Origin of the sequence: Streptomyces sp. NEAU-W12 (assembly GCF_026242095.1) — a bacterium.
In the GTDB taxonomy this organism is placed as follows: Bacteria; Actinomycetota; Actinomycetes; order Streptomycetales; family Streptomycetaceae; genus Streptomyces.
This window is the reverse complement of the sequence record NZ_JAPJDM010000015.1, coordinates 49,331-75,216: the sequence shown is the minus strand read 5'-3', so window position 1 is coordinate 75,216 and position 25,886 is coordinate 49,331. Positions and strand designations below refer to the sequence as shown.

The following is a 25,886-nucleotide window of genomic DNA, read 5'->3' as shown; positions in this document are numbered from 1 at the left end:
CTCGGGCCGGCCCGCCCCGTCCGGTCTCAGAACGCCGAGACCCCGGTCAGCGCACGCCCGATGACCAGCTTCTGGATCTGGCTGGTGCCCTCGTAGAGTGTCATGACACGGGCGTCGCGCAGCAGCTTGCCCGCCGGGTACTCGTCGATGTAGCCGTAACCGCCGTAGACCTGGAGAGCGTTGTTGGCGGCGCGGACGGCCGCCTCCGAGGCGAAGAGCTTGGCCTTGGAGGACTCGACGGCGAACGGCTGCCCGCGGTCGATCAGGTCGGCCACCCGCCAGGTCAGCAGCCGGGCGGCGTCGACGTCCACGGCGATGTCGCTGATCAGCTCCTGCACGAGCTGGTGGTGGGCGATGGTCCTCCCGAACTGCTCGCGCTCCCCCGCGTACCGCACGGCCGCGTCGAGCGCGGCCTGGGCGATGCCGACACAGCCCGCGGCGACCGACATGCGCCCCTTGGCCAGGGCGGACATGGCGACCGAGAAGCCCTTGCCCTCGGGGGCCAGCATCGCGGACGCGGGCACGCGGACGTCCTCCAGCACCAGCTCGGCGGTGGCCTGGCCGCGCAGGCCGAGCTTGCCGTGCAGGGTCCGACGGGTCAGACCGGGGGTGTCGGCGGGCACGAGGAAGGCGGACACGCCCTTGTGGCCCGGGGCGTCGGTGGACCGGGCGAACAGCAGGACGACGTCGGCCCAGGTGCCGTTGGTGATGAACATCTTGGTGCCGTTGATGACGTAGTCCCCGCCGTCGCGCACCGCGCGGGTGGAGAGGTTGCCGGCGTCGGAACCGGTGCCCGGCTCGGTGAGACCGAAGCAGCCGACGTACGCGCCGGAGGTGAGGCCGGGAAGCCAGGCCTGCTTCTGCTCCTCGTCACCCCAGGCCGCGACGGTCTTCGCCACCAGTCCCAGGGACACGGAGACGATTCCGCGCACGGAGGAGTCGCCGCGCCCCAGCTCCTCGGTGACCAGGCAGTACGCGAGATGGTCGCCGCCCGAGCCGCCGTACCGCTCGTCGATCGTCAGCCCGAGGAAGCCGAGGTCGCCCAGCTTCTTCACGATGCCCCGGTCCACCTCTTCGGCGCGGTCCCAGGCCGTGGCGTGGGGCGCGACCTCGCGCTCGACGAAGTCCCGGGCGAGCCGGCGGACGGCGCTCTGCTCCTCGCTGAGCTCCAGGTTCATGACAGTCACCCAACCCCGGGATTTTAATTACCACTGCTAGTTTTCTGGTGCAGCCCTACTATGTGCGCCATGGCCCGACCGCGCAAGCCCCTGCTCAGCACCGACCGGATCGTCGAGACGGCACGGGAGCTCGTGGACGCGGAGGGTCTGGCCGCCGTCTCCACACGCCGGCTCGCCGCACAGCTGGGGGTCAGCGGACCCTCGCTCTACAACCACTTCCGCACCAAGGACGAGATCCTCGAGGCGGTGGCCGACTCGGTGAGCGCGCTGGTCGACCTGTCGATGTTCGAGGACGGCCGGGACTGGCGGACCGCGCTGCACGACTGGGCCGTCTCCTACCGGTCCGCGCTGCGCGCCCACCCCAACATCGTGCCGGTCCTGGCCCGCGGCCCCGGCCGCCGCCCGGCCGCCCTGCGGCTCGCCGACGCGGCCTACGGCGCGATGGTCGAGGCGGGCTGGCCGCCCGCACAGGCCACGTCCATCGGCGCGCTGATGCGGTACTTCATCATGGGCTCGGCACTCGGCTCCTTCGCCGGCGGCTTCGTGGACGACGCCGCCGCCTACGACCCCGCCGACTATCCCCATCTCGGGCAGGCGCACCTGCTCTCCGACCGGCAGGAGAAGATCGACGAGCGTGCCTTCGAGACGGGCCTGACGGCTCTGCTGGACGGCCTGGCGGGTCAGTACGAGCAGGTGCGGCGCACCGGGTAGGGCCTCTCGGACACTTCGGCCCTCACCGAAGTGTCCGTACCGCATGCTGGGGCGCACGACCTCGAAGGACCCCCGGACCGCCGGGCTCGCGCGGCTCGCCGGGCCGATCGCCGACGAGACCCGGGCCGCGTGCCTGCTGGCACTGCTCGACGGCCGGGCGTGGACGGCGGGCGAACTGGCGCGGCACGCCGGTGTCGCCCCGTCCACGCTGAGCGAGCATCTGGGCAAGCTCGTCACCGGCGGGCTGCTCGCCGGGGAACGGCAGGGCCGGCACCGGTACGTACGGCTCGCCGACGCGCGGACCGCCCAGCTGGTGGAGGAGCCGACCGCGCAGGTCGCCCCGGGTGCGGCCCGGCGGCCCCGGCCCCGGCTCCGGCTCCGGCTCCGAAGGAGACCGGCGGCCGGTTCTAGAAGACCACCAGGGCCCGCCCGCCCTTGCCCGCCAGCATGGTGTCGAAGGCTGCCGGGATGCCGTCCAGGGCGATCCGTTCCGTGACGAGGGCACCCAGGTCGAACCGGCCGGACCGGATGTGTCCGGCGAGAACGGGGAGGTCGCGGGCGGGGTCGGAGTTTCCGTAGACGCAGCCCGACAGGGTCCTGCCCCAGTGGAAGATCTCCAGGGCGTTGAAGGTGACCTGCTGGTCCTTGCCGCCGATGCCGACGACCGCGGTACGGCCGCCGCGCCGGGTGGATTCCCAGGCGGTGCGGATGGTGGTGGCGCGGCCCACGCACTCGACGGCCACGTCCACGCCCTGCTTCCCGGTGAGGGCCCGGATCTCGCGGGCGGTGGTGTCCGAGGCGACGAGGTACTCGGTCGCCCCCGCACCGCGCGCCAGCTCCTCCTTCTCCGGGGAGACGTCGACCGCGACGATCGTGGCCGCTCCCGCGATGCGGGCCGCCTGGAGGGCGGCGAGGCCCACTCCCCCGACGCCGAACACCGCGACCGACTCACCGGGCTCGACCCGCGCGCAGTGGCGGACGGCGCCGTAGCCGGTGAGCACCGCGCAGCCCAGCAGGGCGGCGTCGGTGAGGGGGACGCCGTCCGGGGCGGGCAGGACGCAGGACGCGGGCACCACCGTCTCCTCGGCGAAGGCGGCGACGTTCAGGCCGGGGTGCAGCGCGGTGCCGTCGTCCGCGCGGTGGGCGTGCACCGCGGCGGCGCCGCTCAGGGCGTCGGCGCACAGCCACACCTCACCGCGCGCGCAGGCGGGGCAGGCGCCGCAGGAGGGCGCCCAGTTGAGGACGACGTCGTCGCCGGGCGCGACCCGGGTGACGCCCTCGCCGACGGAGACGACCGTGCCGGCCCCCTCGTGGCCCAGCACCGCCGGTACCGGGAGACGCATGGTGCCGTTGGTCAGGGACAGGTCGGAGTGGCAGACCCCGGCCGCGGCGAGCCGGACCCGGACCTTCCCGGGGCCGGGCTCGGGCAGGTCGATCCCCGTGATCTCCAACGGGGCGTCGACGGCGGACAGTACGGCGGCGCGGACAGCCATGATGGTGGGACTCCCCTAGAACTGGAGGGACTTGGTCTGGAGGTACTCGGTCAGGCCGTGCACACCGAGTTCGCGGCCCACGCCCGACTGCTTGTAGCCGCCGAAGGGCGCGAGAGGGTTGAAGCGGCCCCCGTTGATGTCGACCTGACCGGTCTCCATGCGGCGGGCGAACGCCGCCGCCTGCGCCTCGTCGGCGGCCCAGACCGCGCCGGCGAGTCCGTAGACGGTGCCGTTGGCGATGCGCAGGGCGTCCTCCTCGTCCTCGTAGCGCAGCACGGACAGGACGGGGCCGAAGATCTCCTCCTGGGCGATGGTCATGTCGGGGGTGACGTCGGCGAAGACGGTGGGGCTGACGAAGCAGCCCTGCTCGCGCGGCGCCCCGGGGCCGCCGGCGACCAGGCGCGCGCCCTCGGCGACGCCCTTCTCGATGTACCCGCGCACCCGTTCCTGCTGCGTGGCGTTGACGAGGGGGCCGATGCGGTCGCCGTACTTGGCGGCGGCGGCCGCGGCGAGCTCGACGGCCTCCTCGTACTGGTCGCGGTGGACCAGCATGCGGGTCCAGGCGCTGCACGTCTGGCCGGAGTTGGACATCACGTTGGCGACGCCGACGTTGACCGCCCGGGCCAGGTCGGCGCCGGGGAGGATCACGTTGGCGGACTTGCCGCCCAGCTCGAGGGCGACCTTCTTGACGGCACCCGCGGCGACGGCGCCGATCCGGCGGCCGACGGCGGTGGAACCGGTGAAGGAGACCATGTCGACGCCCGGGTGCTCGGCGAGGGCCTGGCCGGCCACCGGGCCGAGGCCGGTGACCAGGTTGAACACGCCGGCCGGGACGCCGGCCTCGTGCACCGCCTCCGCGAGGAGCCGGGCGACCAGCGGGGTGTCCTCGGCGGGCTTGACGACGATCGTGCAGCCGGCGGCGAGGGCCGGGGCGGCCTTGGCGACGATCTGGTGCAGGGGATAGTTCCAGGGGGTGATCGCGCCGACCACGCCGACCGGCTCGTGCAGCACGGTCGAGTTGCCCGTCCGCTCCTCGAAGGGATACGTCGCCGCCAGCTCGGCGTACGAGCCCGCCACCGCGATCGGCACGGCCGCGTGCACGGCCTGCGAGAGCTTCAGGGGCGCGCCGAGCTCGGCGGTCACCGTCTCCGCGATCTCGTCCTGCCGGGCCACCAGCGCGTCCCGGAGTGCGGCGAGGCGGGCGGCGCGCTCGGCAGGTGCGGTCGCGGCCCAGGCGGGGAGGGCTGCGCGGGCCGCCCGCACGGCGGCGTCCACGTCCTCGGCGGTGCCCGCGGGGACGGTGGCGATCACCTGCCCGTCGGCCGGGTTCACGACCTCGATCACGTCCGGGCCGGCGGCGGGGCGCCAGGCACCGTCGATGTACATGCCGTCGTATGCCTTCATCGCGCTTCCTCCGGGGCGGGGCGTCGTCGTCCACCCCATAAACTAGCGGCGCTAATTTAATGACGCCAGAGGGACGAGGATACGGGTCGGCAGCGGCGCCGTGCGGGAATTGGGGCGCGCGGGCGCGCGGGCGCGCGGGCGCGCGGGCGGGGCGGCACCCGCCGGAGACCGGGCCGGTCCGCGCGGAGCCGGTCCCGGTCCCGGCTGGGGTCACGCCCGGGTTCACGCGCCCCCGTGCACCCGGGCACCGCCAGAACGGCCTCGGCGCACAGACGCACGACGGCCTCGCGGCCCTGCCGCACACGCGGTACGACGTCCCACCGCACACGCCCGGGCCCGTACCGCCCGGGACCGTGCGGACGAACCGGAGCTCGCCGTCGCGTGCGGCGTGCGCTCCCTGCCCGCCCGGCCCCGCCCGGCAGGCCCGCCGGTCAGTCCGTGGTGCGACGGGCCGGGCCGGGCGGGTCGGGCTCCTTGGGCCGGCCCGGGGCATCGGTGGCGGGCGTCCCCCCTGGCGCCGGCGGGCCGGCGTGCTCGGCGGGGCGGGACGGTGCGCGCAGCGCCACCCCCGCGGAGACGAACAACAGCGCGCCGAGCACGACGAACGGGGCCGCCACGCCCGCCACCCCGGCGATCAGGCCCGCCCCGGCGGGCGCGACCACCTGGCCGAGACGGTTACCGGTCAGGCGGAGGGCGAGAGCGGTGGAGCGGGCGCCGGCGGGAGCGGCCCGGACGACGGTCGTCATGGAGAGCGGCTGGCCGACCCCCAGGCAGAAGCCGAGCACCGCCAGCATCGGCGCCAGGGCCCACACGGGCACCGGCAGGGCGATGCCCGCGCAGAGCAGTGCCGCCAGGAGACAGGTCACCGTCAGCAGGGGGGTGCGGCCGACGAGCCGCAGCAGCGGGGTGAGGGCCAGCCGGCAGGCGATGGTGGCCGCGGCCCGCAGACTGAGCAGCAGACCGATGACGGACGGGGCGACGCCCCGCTGCTCGCCGACCACCGGGAGGTAGGCGGTGAGGATGTCGGTGGCGGACAGGACGGCCAGGCTGACGAAGATGCCCGCGGGGACGCCCCGGGCCCGCAGGATGCGCCCGACCGGGACGCGCGTACCCGGTGCCACGCGGGAGCCGGGCGGTACCGGGCGCTCCGTGCGCCACAGCGAGGTGAGCGCGATCGCCGCCCCCGCGCCCGCCGCCAGCAGGGCGAGGGCGCTGCCGGCGGCCCTGTCGCCGCCGCCGACGAGCGCGCCCGCCGCGATCGGGCCGACCAGTTGCCCGAGGGACGCGCCGATGGTGAAGTGCCCGAAGTTTCGGTCCTGTTCGTGCGGCGCGGACCGGCGGGCGACGAGTGACTGGGCTCCGATGACGAAGCAGAGGTGGCCGAGCCCCATCACCCCGCTCCACAGGGCCATCACCCACAAGGAGCCGGCGAGCCCGCTGAGCGCGCAGCCGCCGGATATGAGGATCACGCCGAGGGACAGCAGGGGGGCGCAGCGGCCGTGGTCGGTGCGCCGGCCGAGCGGTACCGCGGCGAACAGCGGCAGCAGCGCGTACACGCCGGCGATCACACCGATCGCCCGCTCGTCCGCGCCCAGCGCGAGCGCCCGGTAGGAGACGGCGGGCCGGGCCATCGACACGGCCCCCTGCGCGAAGGTGAAGGCGATGACGAGGCGGAGCAGCCAGCCGCGGTTCCCACCGGGCACCATGATCGGGTCCTCCCTCCGGCCGGTCCTGTGTCTCAGATGATGCCGAACAGGATTCCGGCGCCGAGGATCAGCAGGCAGATCAGGGCCGCCCACTTCACCACGAACCGCGTGTGGTCGCCGAACTCGACCTTCGCCATGCCGACCAGGACGTAGACCGCGGGGACGAGCGGGCTCGACATGTGCAGGGGCTGGCCGACCAGGGAGGCGCGGGCCATCTCCAGCGGGGAGACGCCGTGGGCCGCGCCGGCCTCGGCGAGGACCGGCAGGACGCCGAAGTAGAAGCCGTCGTTGGACATGAAGTAGGTGAGGGGCAGGCTCAGCAGTCCGGTGACGAGCGCCATGTGCGGACCCATGCCCCCGGGGACGATGTCGACCAGCCAGGTGGCCATGCTGTCGACCATGCCGGTGCCCTGGAGGACGCCGGTGAAGACGGCGGCGGCGAAGACCATGCCCGACACGTTCAGAACGTTGTCGGCGTGGGCCGCGATCCGGGCCTTCTGGTCGGGGAGGTGCGGGAAGTTGACGGTGAGGGCGAGCGCGGCGGCGAGCAGGAACAGCACCGGGATCGGCAGCAACTGCATGATCATGGCGGTGAGCAGGCACACCGTGAGCAGCGCGTTGAACCAGTACAGCCTGGGCCGCAGGGTGGGGCGGTCGGGGTCCAGGCCGCGGAAGTCGCCGAGGTCGTCGCCGGAGTCGTCGCGCCCGTCGGCGTCCGTGCCGGCGCCCGGACCGCCGGCGGAAGGAGGGCCTTCGCCCGAGCCCGGCCCGGACCGGGTGCCCGCACCCGCGCCCTCACCCGCCTCCGCACCGACCAGTGCGGTCTCGGGCTTCCGCGCGCCGGCGCCCGCCCCGGCCCCCGCGCCGGCGTCGGCCGGCTCCGTCACCGGGTCCTCGTCCAGCGTCAGCACACCCAGCCGTCGGCGCTCGCGCAGGCCGAGCACGTACGCGAGGACGAAGACGCCCAGCAGTCCGACCAGCAGCGCGGGGATCATCGGTACGAAGAGGTCGCCGGCGTCGAGCTTCAGCGCGGTCGCGGCACGGGCCGTGGGGCCGCCCCAGGGGACGGTGTTCATCACGCCGTTGGCCATCGCGGCGACACCGGTCATGACGACGAGACTCATCCTCAGGCGCTTGTACAGGGGGTACATCGCCGAGACGGTGATCATGAAGGTGGTCGAGCCGTCGCCGTCCAGCGACACGATCGCGGCGAGCAGCGCGGTACCGACGACGACCCGCATCGGGTCGGCCTTGCAGAACCTGAGGATGCCCCGGACGATCGGATCGAAGAGACCGACGTCGATCATCACACCGAAGTAGACGATCGCGAACATGAGCATCGCCGCGGTCGGGGCGAGGGTGGACACGCCGTCGATGACGTAGTCACCGAGGTGGGCGCCCTTGCCGACGAACACGCAGAACAGTGCGGGGATCAGTACGAGCGCCGCGATCGGCGACATCTTCTTCAGCATGATCAGGACCAGGAAGGTCGCGATCATGGCGAAGCCGAGGAGGGTCAGCATGGAGTGGGTCACCTAACGTTCGCCCTTGAACATCCCACCAGGGCCGGCGGTGCGACGACGTTAGGTCCCGCTCGGCAGCGTTAACAAGACGTTGACGTGCGAGCAATAAGCGCAAAACACCAGGTCACAGCTTTGCTCAGGTCAGCGCGGTGGCAGCGCGGTGTACTTTTCGGTCGCGGGGCGGTCAGGGAGCGGTTCCGGGGACGGCTCCGGGGCCGCCCCCGGGCGCGATCTCGACGGGCACCCCGTTGAGCACGGCGTTGCCCGAGAGCGGGTCGAGGAGGCTGCCGTCGAGCAGCTGGTTGACGTTGACGCCGGGGTCGGCCTCGGCGTGCCGCAGCCGGGTGCCGGGCCGGTCGTGGCCCCAGCCGTGCGGCAGGCTCACCACGCCCCGGCGCAGCCCGTCGGTCAGCTCGGCGGGCGCGGTCACCTCTCCCCCGGCGCCCCGCAGACGTACCGGCTGCCCGTCCTGGATGCCGAGGCGTTCGGCGTCGTCGGGGTGGATCTGCAGGGTGCACCGGTTGGTGCCGCCGGTGAGGGCGGGCACGTTGTGCATCCAGCTGTTGTTGGAGCGCAGATGGCGACGGCCGACCAGGACGAAGCCGTCGGGGCGTGCGTCGAGGGCGGCGCGCAGCCGGGGAAGGTCGGCGGCGATCGGTTCCGGCAGCAGCTCCACCCGGCCGCTGCGGGTCCTCAGGGGCTGCGGCAGGCGGGGGCGCAGGGGTCCGAGGTCGATGCCGTGCGGGTGGGCGAGCAGCCGGTCGAGGGTGAGGCCGTCCGGGTCGGCACCGAAGCCGTCGCCGTAGGGGCCCAGGCGGAGCATCATGTCCAGCCGCCGCTCGGGGCCGTCGCGGCCGGTGAGCAGCCCGGCGAGTTCCTTCGGGTCGCGGCCGTGCACCGGGGAGTGCGGGGCCTTCACCGCCCTGCCGAGGGTCTGGTCGACGACCAGCCGGTCGACGTCCTGCGGGGCGGCGCCGTGAGCACCGGTGGCGGCGAGGACGAGCCGGGCCAGGATCTCGGTCTCCGCCATGCGGCCGGGTTCCAGCGGGAGCGCGGGGCGGGTGTAGCGGACCTGGTTGCGCACGGCGAGGGTGTTGAAGGCGAAGTCGTGGTGCGGGCTCTGCGCGGGCGGGGGCGGGGGCAGGACGACGTCGGCGTGGCGCGAGGTCTCGTTGAGGTACGGGTCGACGCTCACCATGAAGTCGAGGGAGCCGAGCGCCTTGTCGAGACGGTCGCCGTCGGGCGCGGACAGGACCGGGTTGGCGGCGACGACGATGAGGGCGCGCAGCGGTTCGCCCGCGTCGGTGGGGGTGTCGATCTCCTCGGCGAGGGCGGAGAGCGGCAGTTCGCCCTTGGCCTCGGGGTGCCGGCTCACCCGGGAGTGCCAGCGTCCGAGGGCGAAGCCGCGGCCGGGCCCGGCGGGGCGTGGGGTCTTGTCGGTGGCGGCACGGGGGAAGAGGGCGCCGCCGGGCCGGTCGAGGTTGCCGGTGAGGATGTTGAGGACGTCGACGAGCCAGCTCGCCAGGGTGCCGTGCGGGACGGTGCAGCTGCCGATGCGGCCGTAGACGGCGGCGGTGGGGGCGGCTGCGAGCTCACGGGCGAGGGTGCGGATGGTGCCCGCGTCGACGTCACAGGCCGGGGCGACGGCCTCGGGGGTGAAGTCCTTCACCGCGTCGGCGAGTTCGGCGACGCCCTGCACATGGGGAGCGCACTCCCCCAGGTCGACGAGGTCCTCCTCGACGAGCACGGACGCCATCGCCGCGAGCAGCAGGGCGTCGGTGCCGGGCCGGACGGCGACGTGCCGGTCGGCGAGGCGGGCGGTGCGGGTACGGCGCGGGTCGACGACGGTGAGGGTGCCGCCGCGGGCCCTGAGCGCCCGGAGGCGGCCGGGGAAGTCGGGTGCGGTGCACAGGCTCCCGTTGGATTCCAGGGGGTTGGCGCCGATCAGCAGCAGGTGGTCGGTGTGGTCCAGGTCGGGTACGGGGATCGCGTTGGCGTCGCCGAAGAGGAGTCCGCTGGACACGTGCTTGGGCATCTGGTCGACGGTGGACGCGGTGAACAGGCTGTGGGTGCCGAGCCCACCGACCAGGAGGGGCGGGTAGAGGGCGCCCGCCATGGTGTGCACGTTGGGGTTGCCGAGGACGACCCCGACGGCGTCCGGGCCGTGGCGTTCCACGACGGGCCGGATGCCGGCGGCGACGGCGTCGAACGCCTCCTCCCAGCCGGCCTCGCGCAACACGCCGTCGACCCGGACGAGCGGGCCGCGCAGTCGGTCGGGGTCGGCGTCGACAGCGGGGAAGGAGGCGCCCTTGGGGCAGATGAACCCCTTGCTGAAGACGTCGTCGCGGTCGCCCCGGGCACCGGTGACCCTGCCCTCGTCGACGGTGAGGGTCAGGCCACAGGTGGCCTCGCACAAAGGGCAGATACGAAGAGCGGTGCGGGACATGGAACCTCCCGGGTACGACGACGGTGACACACGGACAGGCAGGCGAGCAGAGAGCCGGGCCCTCGGACAGGCGGACAGGCCAGGAGACGGCTGAACGGACGACCCGAGCATACCGACCGGTATGCATGCGGGGGAGCCCTTTGCCGGTGCCGTTTACAGGCACCCCCGCAGGAGCCCTCCCGATCAGTCCAGTACGCGTGCCGGATGGGCGCGCAGCATCTCCCGCGGTTCGGCGATGATCTTCTCGTCGCCCCCGGGGGCGACCCTGAAGGCGAGGCGGACGAGGGCGTCGGCGGTCTCGACGGCGATGAGGAAGCGGCGGCGCAGGGCGTCGTCCGGTTCGCGGTCCAGGTAGCCGGACAGCAGGTCGGCGAGGCGGTCGGCGACGCGGTGGTCGGGTTCGGTCCTGCGGGTGCCGACGGGGATCCGGTTGCCGCAGTCGACCAGGGAGAAGCCGGGAGCGGTGCGCTTCACGTCCAGGTACTCGTCGAGTACGGCGTCCATGGCCCGCCGCCAGTCCGGGCGCCGGTGGCGGCCCTCAGACGTTCGGCGGCCTGGTGCGTGAAGCGCTCCAGCTCACGCCGGGCGAGCGCGTCGGCCATCTCGCGCTTGGTGCCGAAGAAGCGGTGGACGGAGCCGATGGGCACACCGGCGCGCCGCGCGGCGGCACGGGTGCTCAGGGCTTCGTAGCCGGCCTCGTCCAGAAGCGCGGCGCAGGCGTCCAGGATCCTGGCCAGCCGTTCGGTGCTGCGACGCTGCACGGGCGCGCGGCGGAGCGAGGTCGCGGGTGGCACGGGCACGGACTTCACGGTGCTCCCGGGTCCCGGCCGGGTGAACCCCGCTCCCCGGCTCGCCCTGTCGCGGCCGGGTCCGCGGCGGGGCTCGTGGTCGTGTCCGTGACCGGGCCCGGTTCCGAGACCGTGATGTCGGCCGTGCCCTCCACCGGCTTTCCGCGCACGGCCCACACCGAGTCGTCGTCCGCGTGGAGGCGGACGGTGACCTGGTGCGTGCCCCGCCGGACCGCGTGCGGGGGGAGGTGGTGGCCGGGGGCGCGCAGCAGGGCGACGAGGCGGTCGTCGACGTAGAGGTGTGCGAGGCCGCGGCCGGGCACCGCGCGGCGGGCGGCGCCGTCCGGCGAGAAGCGGAAGTTGCGCACACGCAGCCGTACGTCCCAGCCGCCGTCGGTGTCGGGCGTGACCTCGACGCCGACCTCGGGGGCGTCCTCCTCGTCCACCTCGCGGTAGGGCCGGCCCTCGTCGTCCCGCTCCTCCAGGAGCCTGCCGGCCGGCGGCGGCGGCCCTGCGCCCCGTTCCCGCTCCTGGACGGCACGCGAGCCGCAGCCCGCGGATCCGGCCATCAGGACGCCACAGACCGCGAGCACGGTGACCTGCCTCCCCGTCCACGCCATGCAGAGGAGCGTAGAACAGGTGTCCGGTCGCACGGATCCCCCTGGAGTCGGGTTCCGTGTCCTCCGTCGAGATGAGGGACGCGGTCCTGAGGGAGTAGGCGGCGCGGTCCTCTTGCGCCGGAGAAACCGCAATCCTACGGTGTTGCATAGGAATCGCACCCAAGGGAGCAGTGAGAATGAGCGGAGACGCGCGCAAGGCCGCCGAGGGACTCGGCCACCTCTCCGGTTTCGGCAACGAGCACAGCTCCGAGGCGGTCCCGGGCGCCCTGCCCGAGGGGCGCAACTCGCCGCAGCGCGCGCCGCTCGGGCTGTACGCGGAACAGCTGAGCGGTACGGCGTTCACCGAGCCGCGGGCCCACAACCGCCGCTCGTGGCTGTACCGGATCCGCCCGTCGGCCGCGCACCCGGCGTTCACCCGCACGGGCAACGGGGCGATCCGCAGCGCACCCTTCAACCAGACCGTGCCCGACCCCAACCGGCTGCGCTGGAACCCGCTGCCCGCACCGGACGGGGGGACGGACTTCCTGGCCGGCCTGTGGACCCTGGGCGGCAACGGCGACGTCACCCAGCGCGTCGGCATGGCGGTGCACCTCTACCACGCGAACGCGTCGATGGACCGGGTGTTCAGCGACGCCGACGGCGAGCTGCTGATCGTCCCGGAGCGGGGCGGACTGCTGCTGCGGACCGAGTTCGGGCTGCTGCACGCGGAGCCGGGACACATCGCGCTGATCCCCCGTGGGGTGCGCTTCCGTGTGGAGCTTCCGGACGGTGCGGCCCGCGGCTATGTGTGCGAGAACTACGGCGCCGCCTTCCGGCTCCCGGAGCTCGGCCCGATCGGCGCCAACGGGCTGGCGAACGCACGGGACTTCCGGGCGCCCGTCGCCGCGTACGAGGACGTCGAGGGCCCGGTGGAGGTGGTGAACAAGTTCTGCGGCAACCTCTGGTCGGCCACCTACGACCACTCTCCCCTGGACGTCGTCGCCTGGCACGGCAACTACGTGCCGTACACGTACGATCTGCGCCGTTTCAACGTGCTGGGCACCATCTCGTACGACCATCCGGACCCGTCGGTGTTCACGGTGCTGACGGCGCCGAGCGATACGCCGGGGGTGGCGGGGGTGGACTTCGTGGTGTTCGCGCCGCGCTGGCTGGTGGGCGAGGACACCTTCCGGCCGCCGTACTTCCACCGGAACGTGATGAGCGAGTACATGGGCCTGATCGAGGGTGCCTACGACGCGAAGGCGGAGGGGTTCGTGCCGGGCGGCGGCTCGCTGCACACCATGATGTCGGCGCACGGGCCGGACCGGGAGACGTTCGAGAAGGCGAGCGCCGCCGAGTTGCGCCCGCAGAAGATCGACGACGGTCTCGCGTTCATGTTCGAGACACGCTGGCCGGTGTCCCTGACGCCGCAGGCGGCACGCGCGGAGCACCTGCAGCAGCACTACGACGACGTGTGGCAGGGCCTCGAGCGCCACTTCCGCACGCTGTAGCCGGGTGGTCCGAAGGAGCCGGGCGGTCCCCGCGGTCCGGTTCGGCTCCGGGGTGTCACAGGCGATGCCGGCACACCCCTGCGCCTCACATTGCACTGAACGCTCCCGACCGGTACGGATAGCCCGTGACCTCCTTCGCGCCGGATTCGATCGTCCTGAACCGCAAGTTGCCGCTCTGGTACCAGGTGTCGCAGTCGCTGCGCGCCTCGATCCTCGGCCGCTCGCCCCGGGACCCGCTGCGCCTGCCCACCGAGGAACAGCTGGCGGTGCACTACGGGGTGAGCGTGCTGACCATGCGGCAGGCGCTGAAGGAGCTGGAGGACGAAGGGCTGATCACCCGTCACCGCCGGCGCGGCACGTTCATCGAGCCCGATGCCCTCAGGGGCGCCCCGGTGCGGCTGCTGGGCTCGGTGGACGCGATCGTGGCCCAGCAGTCCGGCATGACGACCGAGCTGCTGGAGCACGGCACCGCGCCGGTGCCGGCCGAACTCGCCGAGTACTTCCCCGGCCTGACGGAGGCGGCGGCCTACCACCGGCTGCGCAGCGACGAGAGGACCGGCGAGCCGACCAATCACGCCCGCAACTACGTCCGTCCGGAACTCGCCGCCCGGATCGACCTGGAGGATCTGCGGCGCTGGCCGATGACCAAGGTGCTGCGGGACGTCGTCGGGGTGGACATCAGCCGCATCACGGACACCGTTCAGGCGCGGCTCGCGGATCCGGAGACCGCCCGGCTCCTCCGGGTGCCGCTGCTCAGCCCGATCCTGCACTACACCGGCATCACCTACGACGCCGAGGGCAGCCCGCTGGACGTGGCCGTGATCAACTACCGGGGTGACCGCTTCTCCTTCACCGTGACGCTGGAAGCCACCTGATCCCGCCCGCCCGTCAGGTCGTACGATGCCCAGCGTGACGCACGACGACGCTCCGCTGCTGGCGGACCTCATGCCGTGGTCCGTCGCACCGCCGCGGCTCGGCCGGGGGTGGCCGGCGGCACCCGATCCGGCGGCCCTGAAAGCCCGCTGGGACGCCCTGGTGAAAGCGTCGGGACCGGACAGGGAGGCCCTGTTCCAGCCGACCCGCTCACGGACGGGCCGTACGGCGGTCGGCCGGCTCCCGGGAGGAACGGGCGGGACGGAGCGGCTGGAGCGCGCCTCGGGCCCGTGCCCGGATCCGGTCCGCGTGCTGCGCGCCCCCTTCGACGAGCAGTGGCTGATTCCCGACCAGCGGCTGATCGACGCGGCGCGCCCCGAGTTGTGGCGGGTGGCGGACGAGCGGCAGGTCTTCGTCGTCGAAACCGGACCCGCCCCAGGGCGCGGGGGCCGCACCCGGGGCGAACGTGCGCGGGGCGGCGTCGGCACCGGGGACGCCGGTGGCACCCCCGGTCCGCCGCTGCTCGCCACGTCCCTGCTGCCGGTGTTCCGTCCCGGCCGGGTCCGCCCGCTGTACCGCCGCCCCGGGGGCGCGGAGCCGAATCTGACCCCGGGCCTGTCCGAGCACCTCACGGCGCGCCTCGGCCGAAAGGCAGCGGCCGTCGACGTGCTCGCCTGGGCGGTGGCCATGGTGCGGCCCGGCCCCGGAGGGCTCACGGTGCCGCTCACCGGGGACGCCGGCGTCTGGGACGCGGGTGTGGAGGTGGGGCGCCGGATGCTGTGGCTGATGCGGCGCGACGGGGAACGCCCCCGGCTCCCGGGCGGACGCCGCCCCTACGTCCGCGCCCCGCTCCCGTCCCGCCCGCCGTCCGTCCGGTACGACCGTGACGAGGAGGCCCTGTGCTTCGACGAGGGCCGTATCTCGCCGGTGCCGCCGGCGGCCTGGGACTTCGAGGTGGCCGGGGTGCGGGTGCTGGAGCGGTGGTGTGCGGCCCGCACGGAGGTGGCCGGGCCGGGGACACTGGAGGCGATCCGTCCGGCCGGCTGGTCGCAGACCTGGACGTCGGAACTCCTGGAGCTGATCACGGTCCTCGCCCTGCTCGCCGAACTGCGCCCGCGGCAGGTTGCGTTGACGGACGGTACGGCAGCCGATCCGGTCACCCCGGCGGAGCTGCGCCGGGCGGGCGTGCTCCCCGTACCGCGGTCGGCGCGCGGGCCCGCCTCGGTCCTGGACGCACACGCGGAGGGGCCGGAGGGCCAGCTCGCGCTGATCTGACACCACGCGGCACCCGACCGGGCCGCATCGGCAACGCTCACGGGCAGGGACAGGGACAGGGTGCGGGCCGGGAACAGCAGGAGTCCGCACGCCCCCGGATCGCTCGCGCCCCCGGATCACGGCCGGGTGGGTCGGGAGCGCCGAGCCGAGGGAGGAACGGGGCCTGAAAGGGGTACCGAGAGGTACCGGAAGGGGAGCCGGGGAGGACGGCGCACCGGTGGGCGGCGCCGCGCGCCGTGGGGTGACGGCGGCGCGCACGGTGTGCCACGCCGGGACGGTGGGCCCGTCCGGACGCGGGCGCGGGACTAGCGGCTGCCGAGGAGGGAGCGGCGCAGCCGGCGCAGTGGGGCGAAGAGCGAGACGCGGCTCGTCCGCGCCCGTGCACCCTTGGCTCCGCGGTCGTGCCGGTCGCGCGCGGTCAGTTCGCGCATCAGTGACGTCGCCTCGGCCGCCTCCCGCTGCGGGACGGCGGGGCCCGCCAGCACCGAGAGGTGGCGGTCCAGTCGCGTACTGGTCGCGTTGCTCCCGCAGGTGACCGCGGGGACCCTGGCCCTGCCGCGCACCGTTATCTGATCCATGTCACTCCCCACCCGTACGAGTCCGCCCGGCCCCGGGCAGAGTAACCCTATCGTCCCGTCCGGGCACTCGCGTATCCCGGCCACAGGATTCACCTTCCCCGTAAGGGGGTTGACGAACACACGATGGTTACTCTCCGAATCCAACCGTTTTCAGGGTGAGTTGAACAACCGGCTGCGTGGTGGGCTGCGGCGATCCTCCGTCCGGCTCGACGGTTACGGCCAGTGACGTCGCGGAGGCGTCGAGACCGGGGGCGACGAGGGGGACACTGCTCTCGAAGAGCCCGAGGGAGCGCGGTTGCGCGCCGGAGCGCATGAGCCAGAGCTGACGCACACGTCCGTTCGGCGGGTTGCCGTATCCGCCGAGGGTGACGACGGCGCTCCGCTCCGATGCGGAAGCGATCACTCCGATCGTGCCGCCCCGTGCGTCGCGGCCGCTGTCCGCAAGGGCGTCGGGAGCGGCGAGAACGTGGGCGATCTCACGTGCCCGGTCCCGTTCGGCGGTCAGCTGGTCCTGGGTCCGGTCCGCCTGGACGGCGAACAGCGCGGCGACGACGAGGGCAGCGGCGGCGGCCGTCGCGAAGGGCACGAACACCTGCCCCGTACGCCCCCACCGTGACGGTCCGCGCGCACCCGTCCGGGGCCCCCGCGTCCCGGCCTGCCGCGGCGGCCCCGCCCCCGCCCCCGTCCGCCGGGAGCACCGCGGTCGCCCGCCCCGGGCGCGGTCGCCGGGCCGCCGCCGTCCTGGTCGCGGGCGTGGCCGTACTGGCCCTGGCGCTGACCGGTCTGACGTACGTGCCGCTGAACCGCGGGGACGGCTCGGAGGGCGCGGACGGCCTTACGGGCGGGGCGGGTTCGTCCGCGCGGACCGGCGGCGGTGGGTCCGGGAGCGACGACGGGACCGGGCAGACCGGCGGATCCGCCCCGGCCACCCCCGAGTACGACGGCGAGGGGGACGGCGAGGACGGCGAGGGAGAGAGGAGAGTCCGCCACCGCAGCAGTCGGTGCGGGTGACCGTGGAGGGCGTGCACACGGAGTACTCGGGCGCCTGTCCCCCGCCGCGGGAGGGGGCGCCCTCCTTCACGGCGACGTCCACCGTGGGGCGGCTGCCCGCGGAGGTGGCCCACCGCTGGGTGGGCGAGGACGAGTCGGTGGCCGACCCGGGGTGGCGGACACTGTCGTTCCCGGAGGGCGGCGGGCGCACGAAGCAGGACACGGTGACCGTGACGACGTACCTGGAGTCCGGGACGTTCGGGAACAGCATCGGGGTGGAGGTGCGGGAGCCCGTGCACACGGCGTCGGGCTCGGTGCCGTTCTCGGTGACGTGTGAGGGGCAGGCCCCGCCGGACGGGGCCTGCCCCTCTCCTGTCGGTTCGGCGGCCGCTCCCTGAGGGACGAGGTGCGCGGCCGTGGGGTGACGTGGACCTGGGGCGGCGGCCCCCGGTGAGGGCGGCTCCCCGGGGATCAGGCCGCGCTGTCGAAGGCCGGGAGGTAACCGCCGGACTGGCCGGCCGCCTTCGGGTGGTAGGACTCGCCGATGTTGGCCCAGTTCACACTGTGCAGCCAGGAGTTGCCGGAGCAGATCTCGTGGCCGGTGAAGGGGGCGCGCACGTCGGCGAAGGTGAAGCCGTGGGCGTTGGCGCGCTGGGCGGTGACGCTGTTGAGGAGGTCGGCCGCGTCATTGACGGCCGCCCGCTTGGCTTCGGAGAGGCCGATGCAGGTGGTGCCGAGCCGGTAGAAGCGGGGGTAGCCGAGGACGACGACCTCGGCGTTCTGGGCCCGGGTGCGGATGGCCGAGTAGACGTTGTCGAGCTTGCCGGGGAGCGTCGAGGTGGCGTACGAGCGGGCGGTGTTGATCCGGGAGAGGCAGGCGCTCTCCGACTGGAGCACACAGGTCGTCATGACGTCGGCGAAGCCCGCGTCGTTGCCGCCGACGCTGATCGAGACGAGACCGGTGCCGGCACCGAGCGGGCCGAGCTGCGACGCCAGAACTTCATCCGTTCGGGCGCCCGAGCAGGCGGTGAAGTCGAAGGACGAGGGTGAGTTGGCGGCGTTCCAGAGGTACGGATAGGCCTTCGTGCTGCGCTTGCAGTCTCCGCTGGAGCCGATGTAGCTGCCTGCGCCGACACCGGAGGAGTAGGAGTCGCCGAGCGCCACATAGCCGTCTGCGGCGGCCTGTTGGGACGCGTGCGCCGTGGCTGCCCCGGTGAGGGTGGTAACGACGGCGAGGAGGATGGAACCGAGAAGGACGGAAAGCCGGGAACGTCTCATGGAACCTCCTTTAGCAGGATCTCTGCCGCAACCTTCATAGCGACTACGCGCGTTGACTGGAAGTGTCCATGCCAAAAATGTCGCCCCCTCCCCAGGAACCCCGCAATTCGTCCACCGGATAACCACCGCGCGACCACCACGGGGTCACCGTCCGCCTCTCACGGGCTCATTGACGAAACGCCACGGGAGCGGCGCAGGACCGCCACCACCGGCCACCGGAACATCTGTTCAATCCCGGACGAATTCACACCTTGGGGCCGTTCCACCCTTGACGCCCACAACGGGCTGCGTCAGATTGAAGCCCGGCATCCGGCGCTTCAGGGGGCAAAGTCGGCCATGCAGACCGTCCGCACCGGCACGCCGCTTCGCGCGAGCCGCCCCGGCCGGAACCACACGTGACACTCAAACCGACAAAAACGTGAGGTCCGGCTTGCGGCCTTGCCATCCGGGCTCAATCGTCAATACCGTCATACATCGCAATACATCTCACCCGCGTCGGTCCGTCAGCAAGCGGCTCCAGGGGAGGGCTCAGGGCCGCGACGCACCGGCGCGGGGCGCGGTAGGGGGGTGCCGTGCTCGGTGACCGCAACGGGGACCGGGCCGGGCCGCGCGGTCGGCCGGCGTGTGCCGCGGTCGGCCAGTTCTGCCAGCTCACCCGGCGTGCACGGAGCTCTTGTCGCGTCGTGCGCGGGTGAGAACCCCCCTTTCGAACCGGACGAACAGCCGGGCCGCCCAGGGGCGGGCGGCCCACCGGACGAGAGGGATCAGACTCATGAGTTCCGTTCTGCAGCCGGCGACCGAGGACCAGAACCCGCCGGCCACCGGAAAGTACCGGCCCGTCTCCTCGCACCTGGCCATCGCACCACCGGTGAGCGTGGTGATACCCGCCATGAACGAGGCCGAGAACCTGCCGTACGTCTTCAAGACGCTTCCCGACTGGATCCACGAAGTCGTCCTGGTCGACGGCAACTCCACCGACAACACCGTCGAAGTGGCCCGCGAGCTGTGGCCGGACGTCAAGGTCGTCGAACAGCGCGGCAAGGGCAAGGGGGACGCCCTGAACACCGGGTTCCAGGCCTGCACCGGCGACATCATCGTGATGGTCGACGCGGACGGCTCGGCGGACGGCAACGAGATCGTGTCGTACGTCTCCGCCCTCGTATCGGGCGCGGACTTCGCCAAGGGGTCCCGCTTCGCCAACGGCGGCGGCACCGACGACATGACCTTCATCCGCAAGCTCGGCAACCGGGTCCTGTGCGGGGTCGTCAACCGCAAGTTCGGCGCCCGCTACACCGATCTCTGCTACGGCTACAACGCGTTCTGGCGGCACTGCCTGAACAAGATCGACCTCGACTGCACCGGCTTCGAGGTCGAGACCCTGATGAACATCCGGGTCGTCAAGGCCGGACTGAGAGTGCAGGAGATCCCCAGCCACGAGTACCTGCGCATCCACGGCGCGAGCAATCTGCGGGCCGTGCGGGACGGGTTCCGCGTCCTCGGGGTGATCCTCCAGGAGCGCTCCAACCGGCGTGCGCTGCGCCGCCGCCCGCACCGCTCCCCGCTGCTCGACACGGTCCGGGGGAAGGTGTCTTGAGCGGGCCCACCCTCACGGGTGCTCCGGGCGGGCCCGACGCGTCGGGCCCGCCCGGCATCTCGGTCGTGATCTGCGCCTACACCGAGGACCGCTGGGAGGACGTCCTCGCGGCGGTCGCCTCGGTGCGGGCGCAGTCCCGGCCGGCCCTGGAGACCCTGCTGGTCGTGGACCACAACCAGGTTCTGCTGGACCGGCTGGCCAAGGAGTACCGGGAGACCGAGGACGTGCGGGTGCTCGCCAACGCGGGCCCCCGCGGCCTGTCCGCGGGACGCAACACCGGCATCGCCGCCTCGCGCGGCGGGATCGTCGCGTTCCTCGACGACGACGCCGTGGCCGAACGCGACTGGCTCGGGCACTTCGCCGAGGCGTACGCCGATCCGCGCGTGATGGCGGTCGGCGGGCGCACCGAGCCCCTCTGGGCGTCGGGGCGGCGCCCCGGCTGGTTCCCCGAGGAGTTCGACTGGGTGGTGGGCTGCAGCTACCGGGGACTGCCGCCCGGACGCGTGCGGGTGCGCAACGTCCTCGGCGGCAACGCCTCCTTCCGGCGCACCGCCTTCGACGCGGCGGGCGGCTTCGCCACCGGGATCGGGCGGGACGGGAACAAGCGCCCGCTGGGCGGGGAGGAGACGGAACTGTGCATCCGCCTCAGCCGCGCCCGGCCCGACGCGGTCCTGCTGATCGACGACCGCGCGGTGATCCACCACCGGGTGCCCGAGACCCGCGAGCACTTCCGCTACTTCCGCACCCGCACCTACGCCGAGGGCCTGTCCAAGGCGCTGGTGGCGCGCAGCGTGGGTGCCGGGAAGGGGCTGGAGTCGGAACGCCGGTACACCGCACGGGTGCTGCCCGCCGGTGTGGTGCGGGGGCTGCGGGACGCCCTGCTGGCCCGGCCGGGCGGGGCGGGGCGCGCGGGCGCGATCGTCGCCGGGGTGCTCACGGCGGCGGGCGGATACGCGGTGGGGAGTGTGCGGGCGCGGCGGGGCGGGGTCACGTTCTCCGTGGTCGACGTGTCGGACCCGGAAGGCGGGGCGCACTGCGGGGAAGACCGGCCGGACGGAGGGTCAGGGGGTGTCCGTGGCTGACGAACGGGTGCCGATCCTCATGTACCACTCGGTGGCCGACGCCCCCAGCGAGGCCACCCGTGCGCTGTCCGTGTCCCCGCGGGCGTTCGCCGAACAGATGGCGGTGGTCGCCGCGCGGGGCCTCACCCCCGTCGGCACGGCCGAACTGGCGGCCCGCTGGCGCACCGGGCGGCCGCTGCCCGCGCGGCCGGTCCTCATCACGTTCGACGACGGCTACGAGGGCGTGCACCGGCACGCCCTGCCGGCCCTCGCCGAACACGGCTTTTCCGCCACGCTGTTCGTCTCCACGGGATGGCTCCGGGGGCCCCACGACACCGGCGGCGGCCTGGACACCATGCTCGACTGGGAGCAGGTGCGCGAACTGGCCGCCGCGGGCGTGGAGATCGGCGGCCACAGCCACAGCCACCCGCAGCTCGACCAGCTCGACGACCGGCGGCTGCGCTCCGAGCTGATCCTGTGCAAGGAGATCGTCTCGGACCAGCTGGGCCGCGCTCCCACGTCGTTCGCCTATCCCTACGGCTACTCCAGCCGCCGGGTGCGGGAGGCGGTGCGGGAGACGGGGTACGCGCAGGCACTCGCCGTCGGCAACGGGCTCGCCCGCCGCGCGCAGGGACCGTACGCGTTGCGGCGCGTGACCGTGCGCCGGTCGACGGACGCCGCCGAGTTCGAGCGGCTGGTGGACGGCCGCGGCCTCACGCGCCTCTTCGCCCGGGACCGGGCCCTGACCAAGGGGTACGCGGTGCTCCGGCGGGCGCGGCACGCGCGGCGGGCGGCGGCGCGCGTCCGGCGGTGACCCGGGCACACGGCGCGCTTCACGTACGGCGCGCGTCCCGCGTGCCTCGGGGAAACCGGGTGCGCGGGGGCGTCCGCGTGCCCGATCATGGCGGTATGCCAGCGAACCCGCACGACGCACTGCCGATCCGGCTCAACGTCGACGACAGCGACTCCCCGTCCGACGTCGTCGACGCGCTGTTCCTCGGCCGCTTCGCGACGGGCGAGCAGCCGTTCTCGCACGCGGCGAACATCGACCGCGTGCGCTCCGGCGCGACCCTGCTGCCGAAGGGCGCCGAGGTGCTGCGGACCGCCCGGGACGACGACCGCAGCGCCACCCTGGCCCAGGGCGACGGCTGGACGCTGCTGGTCTCCCGCTGGAACCGGGGCGCCGACGTCACCGTCACCGCGACCACCGCCGAACTCGCGGCGAAGATCCTCGACGAGGCCACGGACGGCGCTGCGGACGAACCGGAACCGCAGCCGGAGAACGTCACCATGGGCTTCTGGTACGTGTCCCCTCGTCGCGGCCCGCACCGCACCACCCGGCAGATCTCCGCGGGCACCTGGGACGAGATCCGGCCCAACTACACCGCGCCGGTGGCGGACGCCATGGACGGCCTGATGAAGACCAGGCCCGAGGACATCGCGGGCCGGCTGCTCCTGCTGCACGGCCCGCCGGGCACCGGGAAGACGTCCGCGCTGCGCACGCTGGCCCGCTCCTGGCAGGACTGGTGCCGGGTGGACTGCGTCCTGGACCCGGAGCGGCTCTTCTCCGACGTCGGCTATCTGATGGACATCGCGATCGGCGAGGAGGACGCGACGACGGGCAAGGGGCGCTGGCGGCTGCTGTTGCTGGAGGACTGCGACGAGCTGATCCGCGGCGAGGCCAAGCACACCGCGGGGCAGGCCCTGTCCCGGCTGCTGAACCTCACCGACGGCCTGCTCGGCCAGGGCCGCAACGTACTGGTGGGCGTCACCACCAACGAGGACCTGGAGCGCCTCCACCCGGCCGTGGTCCGCCCCGGCCGCTGTCTCGCCCGGATCGAGGTGGGGCCGCTGACCCGGGCCGAGGCGGTGGACTGGCTGGGCCGCGAGGACGGCGTCGGCCGCGAGGGCGCCACCCTGGCCGAGCTGTACGCCCTGCGCAGGGGCACCTCCCCGACGGCACTGCCCCCACCACGGGGGGACGCGGAGGCGGGGCTGTACTTGTAGGCACGAGGGCACGGGGCCGGTGCTCCGGAACCGGGCCGGCCTGCTCCGCGCCCTGCTCCCCTCCCGCCCGACGGCCCGCGGCCGGGGCCTGTGGCGGAAGAGGCGTCGTCGCCCGGAGGGCGGCCGCGCGGCGTCCTGGGGGTCCCCTGCTCGAGCGAAGCCGAGAGCCTGGGGGAGCACGCGCCGGGCATCGTGCGGCAGACGTCCCTTCCGTCACAAGGCCCTACGCCTCGTACGCCGCCCGCAGCGCGTCCCGTGCGGCGGCCAGGGCCGCGTCCTCGTCCAGCCCGAGCCGTCGCGCCCGCTCCGCGTACGCCCGGGCCGCCGCCGCGACCTCACGCTCCGCGGCCGAGCCCGCGGCGGCGACGAACGTGCCGTTGCGGCCGCGGGTCTCGATCACGCCGTCCGCCTCCAGCGCACGGTAGGCCTTGGCCACCGTGTTCGCGGCGAGGCCGAGGGTCTGGGCCAGGCCCCGTACCGTCGGCAGCCGGTGGCCCACCGGCAGCACCCCCGACCGGGCCTGCTCGGAGATCTGCACCCGCACCTGCTCGTACGGCGGCGCGCTGTCGTCGATATGGATCTTCAGGGTCACGGCCCGATTGTCCCGCACCCGGCGAGGAACGAGCGGAAAATGGGAGGCGGCTCCGGCACGTCTGCCCGTAACGTACGCGTCCATGACTGTGACCGTCCGCGATCTGCGTCCCGAAGCCCGCGCCGACCTCGATGATCGCGATCAACAGGTGGTTCGACTACGAGGTCTGCGGCAGGGAGGTGCGGTATGTCCGTGAACTCGGCTGACCGCCCGGTCCTCCTGGACGTCGTCCTCGTCAAGGCGGGACGCACGAAGATCGGCTACCCGGCCGAACTGCTCGCCGACGACGGCACCCGCGTCACCGCGCGCGCCCCCTGGGCGGGCGACGGCGTGCGGGACTTCGGCTTCGTCCGCTTCGAGCCCGGCGACGTCTTCACCGAGTACTACTGGCGCGACCGGTGGTACGCGGTGAAGGAGGTGCGCACCGCCACAGGCACCCTCAAGGGCCACTACTGCGACATCACCCGCCCGGCCGAGCTCTCCGGCAACCGGCTGGTGGTCGAGGACCTCGACCTGGACCTGTGGGTCTCGGCGGACGGCACGGACGTACGGCGGCTGGACGAGGACGAGTTCGAGGCGAGCGGCCTCGCCCGGACGGATCCCGGGGCCGCGGCCGCCGCGGTGGCCGCCCTCGGCGAACTGGACGCCCTGGCCCACGAGGGCGGACTGGGCGCGCTGCTCGCGTGAGGAGGACGGGTCCGGGTCGGCCGTCCGTCGCCACGCCACGCCACGCCACGCCACGCCACGACCACCGCGTAGCGCTCGTCGTCCACCTCCCGGCCCCACAGCGCCACGTCGTCCGACAGCCGTTCCACGCTCACCCGCCCACCGAGCGGGGCAAGGAGGGCGGTGAGCCGGTCCGCCGGTGTCCCGACCGGGCTCACCGTCCCCCGCCTCCCGCGCTTCCCTGCCGCCCACCCCCACAACTCCTCGGCCGGGGCCGCTCAGGGGTGACAACCTGATCCCAGCCTGAGCACTCCCTTAACGGGGCCATAAGGATCACCGCGAGCGGCCTTCGGCAGGCGATTTCCGGGATCCCTGGGGCTAGTTTCTGAGCCACCCCCCACGGGACCCCCCCAAGCCCGTTGATCGTCCGAGGAGTTGCCGCCCCATGCCCGCACGCCGCAAGGCCGCTGTCGCCGCCGTCGGTATCGTCCCGCTCGCCCTGACCGGGCTGTCCGCCTCGCCGGCGGCCGCGCACGGTTCGATGGGCGACCCGGTCAGCAGGGTCGCGCAGTGCTTCGCCGAGGGTCCGGAGAGCCCGAAGTCGGCGGCGTGCCGGGCGGCGGTCACGGACGGCGGCACCCAGGCGCTCTACGACTGGAACGGCGTACGCATCGGCGACGCGGGCGGACGTCACGAGGAGCTGATCCCCGACGGCAAGCTGTGCAGCGCGAACAACGAGGCGTTCAAGGGGCTCGACCTGGCCCGCGCCGACTGGCCCACGACCTCGGTGAGCAGCGGCTCGTACACCTTCAAGTACCGGGTGACCGCCCCGCACAAGGGCGACTTCAAGGTGTACATCACCAAGCCCGGCCACGACCCGGCGAAGCCGCTGGGCTGGGACGACCTGGATCTGGCGAACCCGGTGGCCTCGTCCACCGACCCGGCCGCGACCGGCGGTTTCTACACGTTCTCCGGCGCCCTCCCCGAGCGGTCGGGCAAGCACCTGCTGTACGCGGTGTGGCAGCGCTCGGACAGCCCGGAGGCCTTCTACTCCTGCTCGGACGTCTCGTTCGGCGGAGGGGAAGGAGACGCGGACGGGGGCACCGCCGACAGCGGAAGCGGGGCCGGCGCCGGTGACACGCCCACCGGTGACACGCCCGAGGGCGAGGCCGCCCCGGCGCCGGTCGCCTCCGCGCCCTCCGAGGAGCAGATCGACGACGGCGCCGACAGATCGACCGTCGAGAACCACGGTCACGGGGACGACGACCCGCACACCACCGCGCAGCCTGCCCCGGCCGGCGCAGACACCGCCGGCGGGAAGACGGGCGACGGCGCCGACGGCACCCCCGAGGCCGCCGTCAACCAGCCCAAGGCGGCCGGCGCTTCGGGGAACCTCGCGGAGACCGGCGGCGACGGGGTCACCCCGTACCTGATGGTCGGCGGGGCCGCCGCCCTGGCGCTCGGTTCGGCGGCGCTGTTCGCCTCCACCCGGCGGCGCGCGGCGAGCGGGCGGCACGGCCGCTGACCCCACGTCGACCGCCGACCTCACGTCGGCCGCGACCCGGGGCCTGTCCGGCGGCTCAGGCCGGACAGGCCCCGACACGCGTACGGGC

General features: G+C 73.6%; 21 protein-coding genes and 4 pseudogenes. 12 read left to right on the top strand and 13 right to left on the bottom strand.

The window, feature by feature from the left end:
- Positions 1-26: 26 nt before the first annotated feature.
- Positions 27-1,178, bottom strand: coding sequence for an acyl-CoA dehydrogenase family protein (locus ORI94_RS20140; protein ID WP_266077520.1), 1,152 nt, complete (start codon positions 1,176-1,178; stop codon positions 27-29).
- A 69-nt stretch (positions 1,179-1,247) separates the two neighbouring features.
- On the opposite strand from ORI94_RS20140, the gene ORI94_RS20135 reads away from it, so the two are divergent.
- Positions 1,248-1,889: a TetR/AcrR family transcriptional regulator gene (locus ORI94_RS20135; RefSeq protein WP_266077518.1), complete on the top strand. Its 642-nt coding sequence runs from the start codon at positions 1,248-1,250 to the stop codon at positions 1,887-1,889.
- Positions 1,890-1,932: 43 nt separating this feature from the next.
- Positions 1,933-2,313, top strand: a pseudogene (locus tag ORI94_RS20130) (ArsR/SmtB family transcription factor); the annotation flags it as partial.
- On the opposite strand, the gene ORI94_RS20125 reads toward ORI94_RS20130, so the two are convergent.
- The 7 genes and pseudogenes from ORI94_RS20125 to ORI94_RS20095 all read right to left on the bottom strand — a co-directional run bounded on the left by ORI94_RS20125 (position 2,297) and on the right by ORI94_RS20095 (position 11,869).
- On the bottom strand, positions 2,297-3,382 hold the full coding sequence (locus tag ORI94_RS20125) for a Zn-dependent alcohol dehydrogenase (RefSeq protein WP_266077516.1): 1,086 nt from the start codon (positions 3,380-3,382) through the stop codon (positions 2,297-2,299). The pseudogene ORI94_RS20130 and the gene ORI94_RS20125 overlap by 17 nt on opposite strands.
- Before the next feature lie 15 nt (positions 3,383-3,397).
- Positions 3,398-4,786 (bottom strand): aldehyde dehydrogenase family protein, encoded by a 1,389-nt coding sequence (locus ORI94_RS20120; protein WP_266077514.1) that lies wholly within the window; start codon positions 4,784-4,786, stop codon positions 3,398-3,400.
- Positions 4,787-5,217: 431 nt separating this feature from the next.
- Complete coding sequence (locus ORI94_RS20115; RefSeq protein WP_266077512.1) at positions 5,218-6,492, bottom strand: MFS transporter; 1,275 nt, start codon at positions 6,490-6,492, stop codon at positions 5,218-5,220.
- 32 nt (positions 6,493-6,524) lie between these two features.
- A complete protein-coding gene (locus tag ORI94_RS20110; protein WP_266077711.1) occupies positions 6,525-8,015 on the bottom strand; it encodes a CitMHS family transporter in 1,491 nt (496 codons plus the stop codon).
- Positions 8,016-8,199: 184 nt separating this feature from the next.
- Positions 8,200-10,461 (bottom strand): molybdopterin oxidoreductase family protein, encoded by a 2,262-nt coding sequence (locus tag ORI94_RS20105; RefSeq protein ID WP_266077510.1) that lies wholly within the window; start codon positions 10,459-10,461, stop codon positions 8,200-8,202.
- A gap of 183 nt (positions 10,462-10,644) precedes the next feature.
- Positions 10,645-11,261 (bottom strand): annotated as a pseudogene (locus tag ORI94_RS20100) (TetR family transcriptional regulator).
- A gap of 5 nt (positions 11,262-11,266) precedes the next feature.
- Positions 11,267-11,869, bottom strand: a complete 603-nt coding sequence (locus tag ORI94_RS20095) for a hypothetical protein (RefSeq protein WP_266077508.1) — start codon at positions 11,867-11,869, stop codon at positions 11,267-11,269.
- Between the two features lie 176 nt (positions 11,870-12,045).
- Here ORI94_RS20095 and hmgA point away from each other — a divergent pair, with 176 nt between their 5' ends.
- The 3 genes from hmgA (at position 12,046) to ORI94_RS20080 (ending at position 15,507) form a co-directional block, all read left to right on the top strand.
- Positions 12,046-13,359, top strand: coding sequence for a homogentisate 1,2-dioxygenase (hmgA, locus tag ORI94_RS20090; RefSeq protein WP_266077506.1), 1,314 nt, complete (start codon positions 12,046-12,048; stop codon positions 13,357-13,359).
- A 125-nt stretch (positions 13,360-13,484) separates the two neighbouring features.
- On the top strand, positions 13,485-14,234 hold the full coding sequence (locus tag ORI94_RS20085) for a GntR family transcriptional regulator (protein ID WP_266077504.1): 750 nt from the start codon (positions 13,485-13,487) through the stop codon (positions 14,232-14,234).
- 25 nt (positions 14,235-14,259) lie between these two features.
- On the top strand, positions 14,260-15,507 hold the full coding sequence (locus tag ORI94_RS20080) for a type ISP restriction/modification enzyme (RefSeq protein ID WP_266077502.1): 1,248 nt from the start codon (positions 14,260-14,262) through the stop codon (positions 15,505-15,507).
- Positions 15,508-15,812: 305 nt separating this feature from the next.
- Here the strand turns inward: ORI94_RS20080 and ORI94_RS20075 are convergent, their stop codons facing one another.
- Positions 15,813-16,085: a hypothetical protein gene (locus ORI94_RS20075; protein ID WP_266077500.1), complete on the bottom strand. Its 273-nt coding sequence runs from the start codon at positions 16,083-16,085 to the stop codon at positions 15,813-15,815.
- A gap of 127 nt (positions 16,086-16,212) precedes the next feature.
- Positions 16,213-16,908 (bottom strand): annotated as a pseudogene (locus ORI94_RS20070) (anti-sigma factor); the annotation flags it as partial.
- Between the two features lie 199 nt (positions 16,909-17,107).
- Between ORI94_RS20070 and ORI94_RS20060 the strand changes: the two are divergent.
- The gene (locus tag ORI94_RS20060; RefSeq protein ID WP_266077496.1) at positions 17,108-17,473 is read left to right on the top strand and encodes a hypothetical protein; all 366 of its coding nucleotides are present in this window, start codon (positions 17,108-17,110) and stop codon (positions 17,471-17,473) included.
- Between the two features lie 73 nt (positions 17,474-17,546).
- Here ORI94_RS20060 and ORI94_RS20055 read toward each other — a convergent pair whose 3' ends face one another.
- On the bottom strand, positions 17,547-18,353 hold the full coding sequence (locus ORI94_RS20055) for an SGNH/GDSL hydrolase family protein (protein ID WP_266077494.1): 807 nt from the start codon (positions 18,351-18,353) through the stop codon (positions 17,547-17,549).
- Between the two features lie 772 nt (positions 18,354-19,125).
- Here ORI94_RS20055 and ORI94_RS20050 point away from each other — a divergent pair.
- The 4 genes from ORI94_RS20050 to ORI94_RS20035 all read left to right on the top strand — a co-directional run bounded on the left by ORI94_RS20050 (position 19,126) and on the right by ORI94_RS20035 (position 23,015).
- The gene (locus ORI94_RS20050) at positions 19,126-19,947 is read left to right on the top strand and encodes a glycosyltransferase family 2 protein (RefSeq protein WP_266077492.1); all 822 of its coding nucleotides are present in this window, start codon (positions 19,126-19,128) and stop codon (positions 19,945-19,947) included.
- The gene (locus tag ORI94_RS20045) at positions 19,944-21,029 is read left to right on the top strand and encodes a glycosyltransferase (RefSeq protein ID WP_266077490.1); all 1,086 of its coding nucleotides are present in this window, start codon (positions 19,944-19,946) and stop codon (positions 21,027-21,029) included. Before ORI94_RS20050 ends, ORI94_RS20045 begins: the two co-directional genes overlap by 4 nt.
- Positions 21,022-21,822 carry a polysaccharide deacetylase family protein gene (locus ORI94_RS20040; protein WP_266077488.1) on the top strand — a complete coding sequence of 267 codons (801 nt, stop codon included), beginning with the start codon at positions 21,022-21,024 and terminating at the stop codon, positions 21,820-21,822. Before ORI94_RS20045 ends, ORI94_RS20040 begins: the two co-directional genes overlap by 8 nt.
- Before the next feature lie 95 nt (positions 21,823-21,917).
- Positions 21,918-23,015, top strand: coding sequence for a DUF5925 domain-containing protein (locus tag ORI94_RS20035; protein WP_266077486.1), 1,098 nt, complete (start codon positions 21,918-21,920; stop codon positions 23,013-23,015).
- A gap of 223 nt (positions 23,016-23,238) precedes the next feature.
- On the opposite strand, the gene ORI94_RS20030 is transcribed toward ORI94_RS20035, so the two are convergent.
- The gene (locus ORI94_RS20030; RefSeq protein ID WP_266077484.1) at positions 23,239-23,607 is read right to left on the bottom strand and encodes a GntR family transcriptional regulator; all 369 of its coding nucleotides are present in this window, start codon (positions 23,605-23,607) and stop codon (positions 23,239-23,241) included.
- 186 nt (positions 23,608-23,793) lie between these two features.
- On the opposite strand from ORI94_RS20030, the gene ORI94_RS20025 reads away from it, so the two are divergent.
- Positions 23,794-24,294, top strand: coding sequence for a DUF402 domain-containing protein (locus ORI94_RS20025; protein ID WP_266077482.1), 501 nt, complete (start codon positions 23,794-23,796; stop codon positions 24,292-24,294).
- A 59-nt stretch (positions 24,295-24,353) separates the two neighbouring features.
- On the opposite strand, the pseudogene ORI94_RS20020 reads toward ORI94_RS20025, so the two are convergent.
- A pseudogene (locus ORI94_RS20020) lies at positions 24,354-24,497 on the bottom strand (SAM-dependent methyltransferase); the annotation flags it as partial.
- Between the two features lie 221 nt (positions 24,498-24,718).
- Here ORI94_RS20020 and ORI94_RS20015 point away from each other — a divergent pair.
- Positions 24,719-25,798, top strand: a complete 1,080-nt coding sequence (locus ORI94_RS20015) for a lytic polysaccharide monooxygenase auxiliary activity family 9 protein (protein ID WP_266077480.1) — start codon at positions 24,719-24,721, stop codon at positions 25,796-25,798.
- The last annotated feature ends 88 nt before the right edge of the window (positions 25,799-25,886 follow it).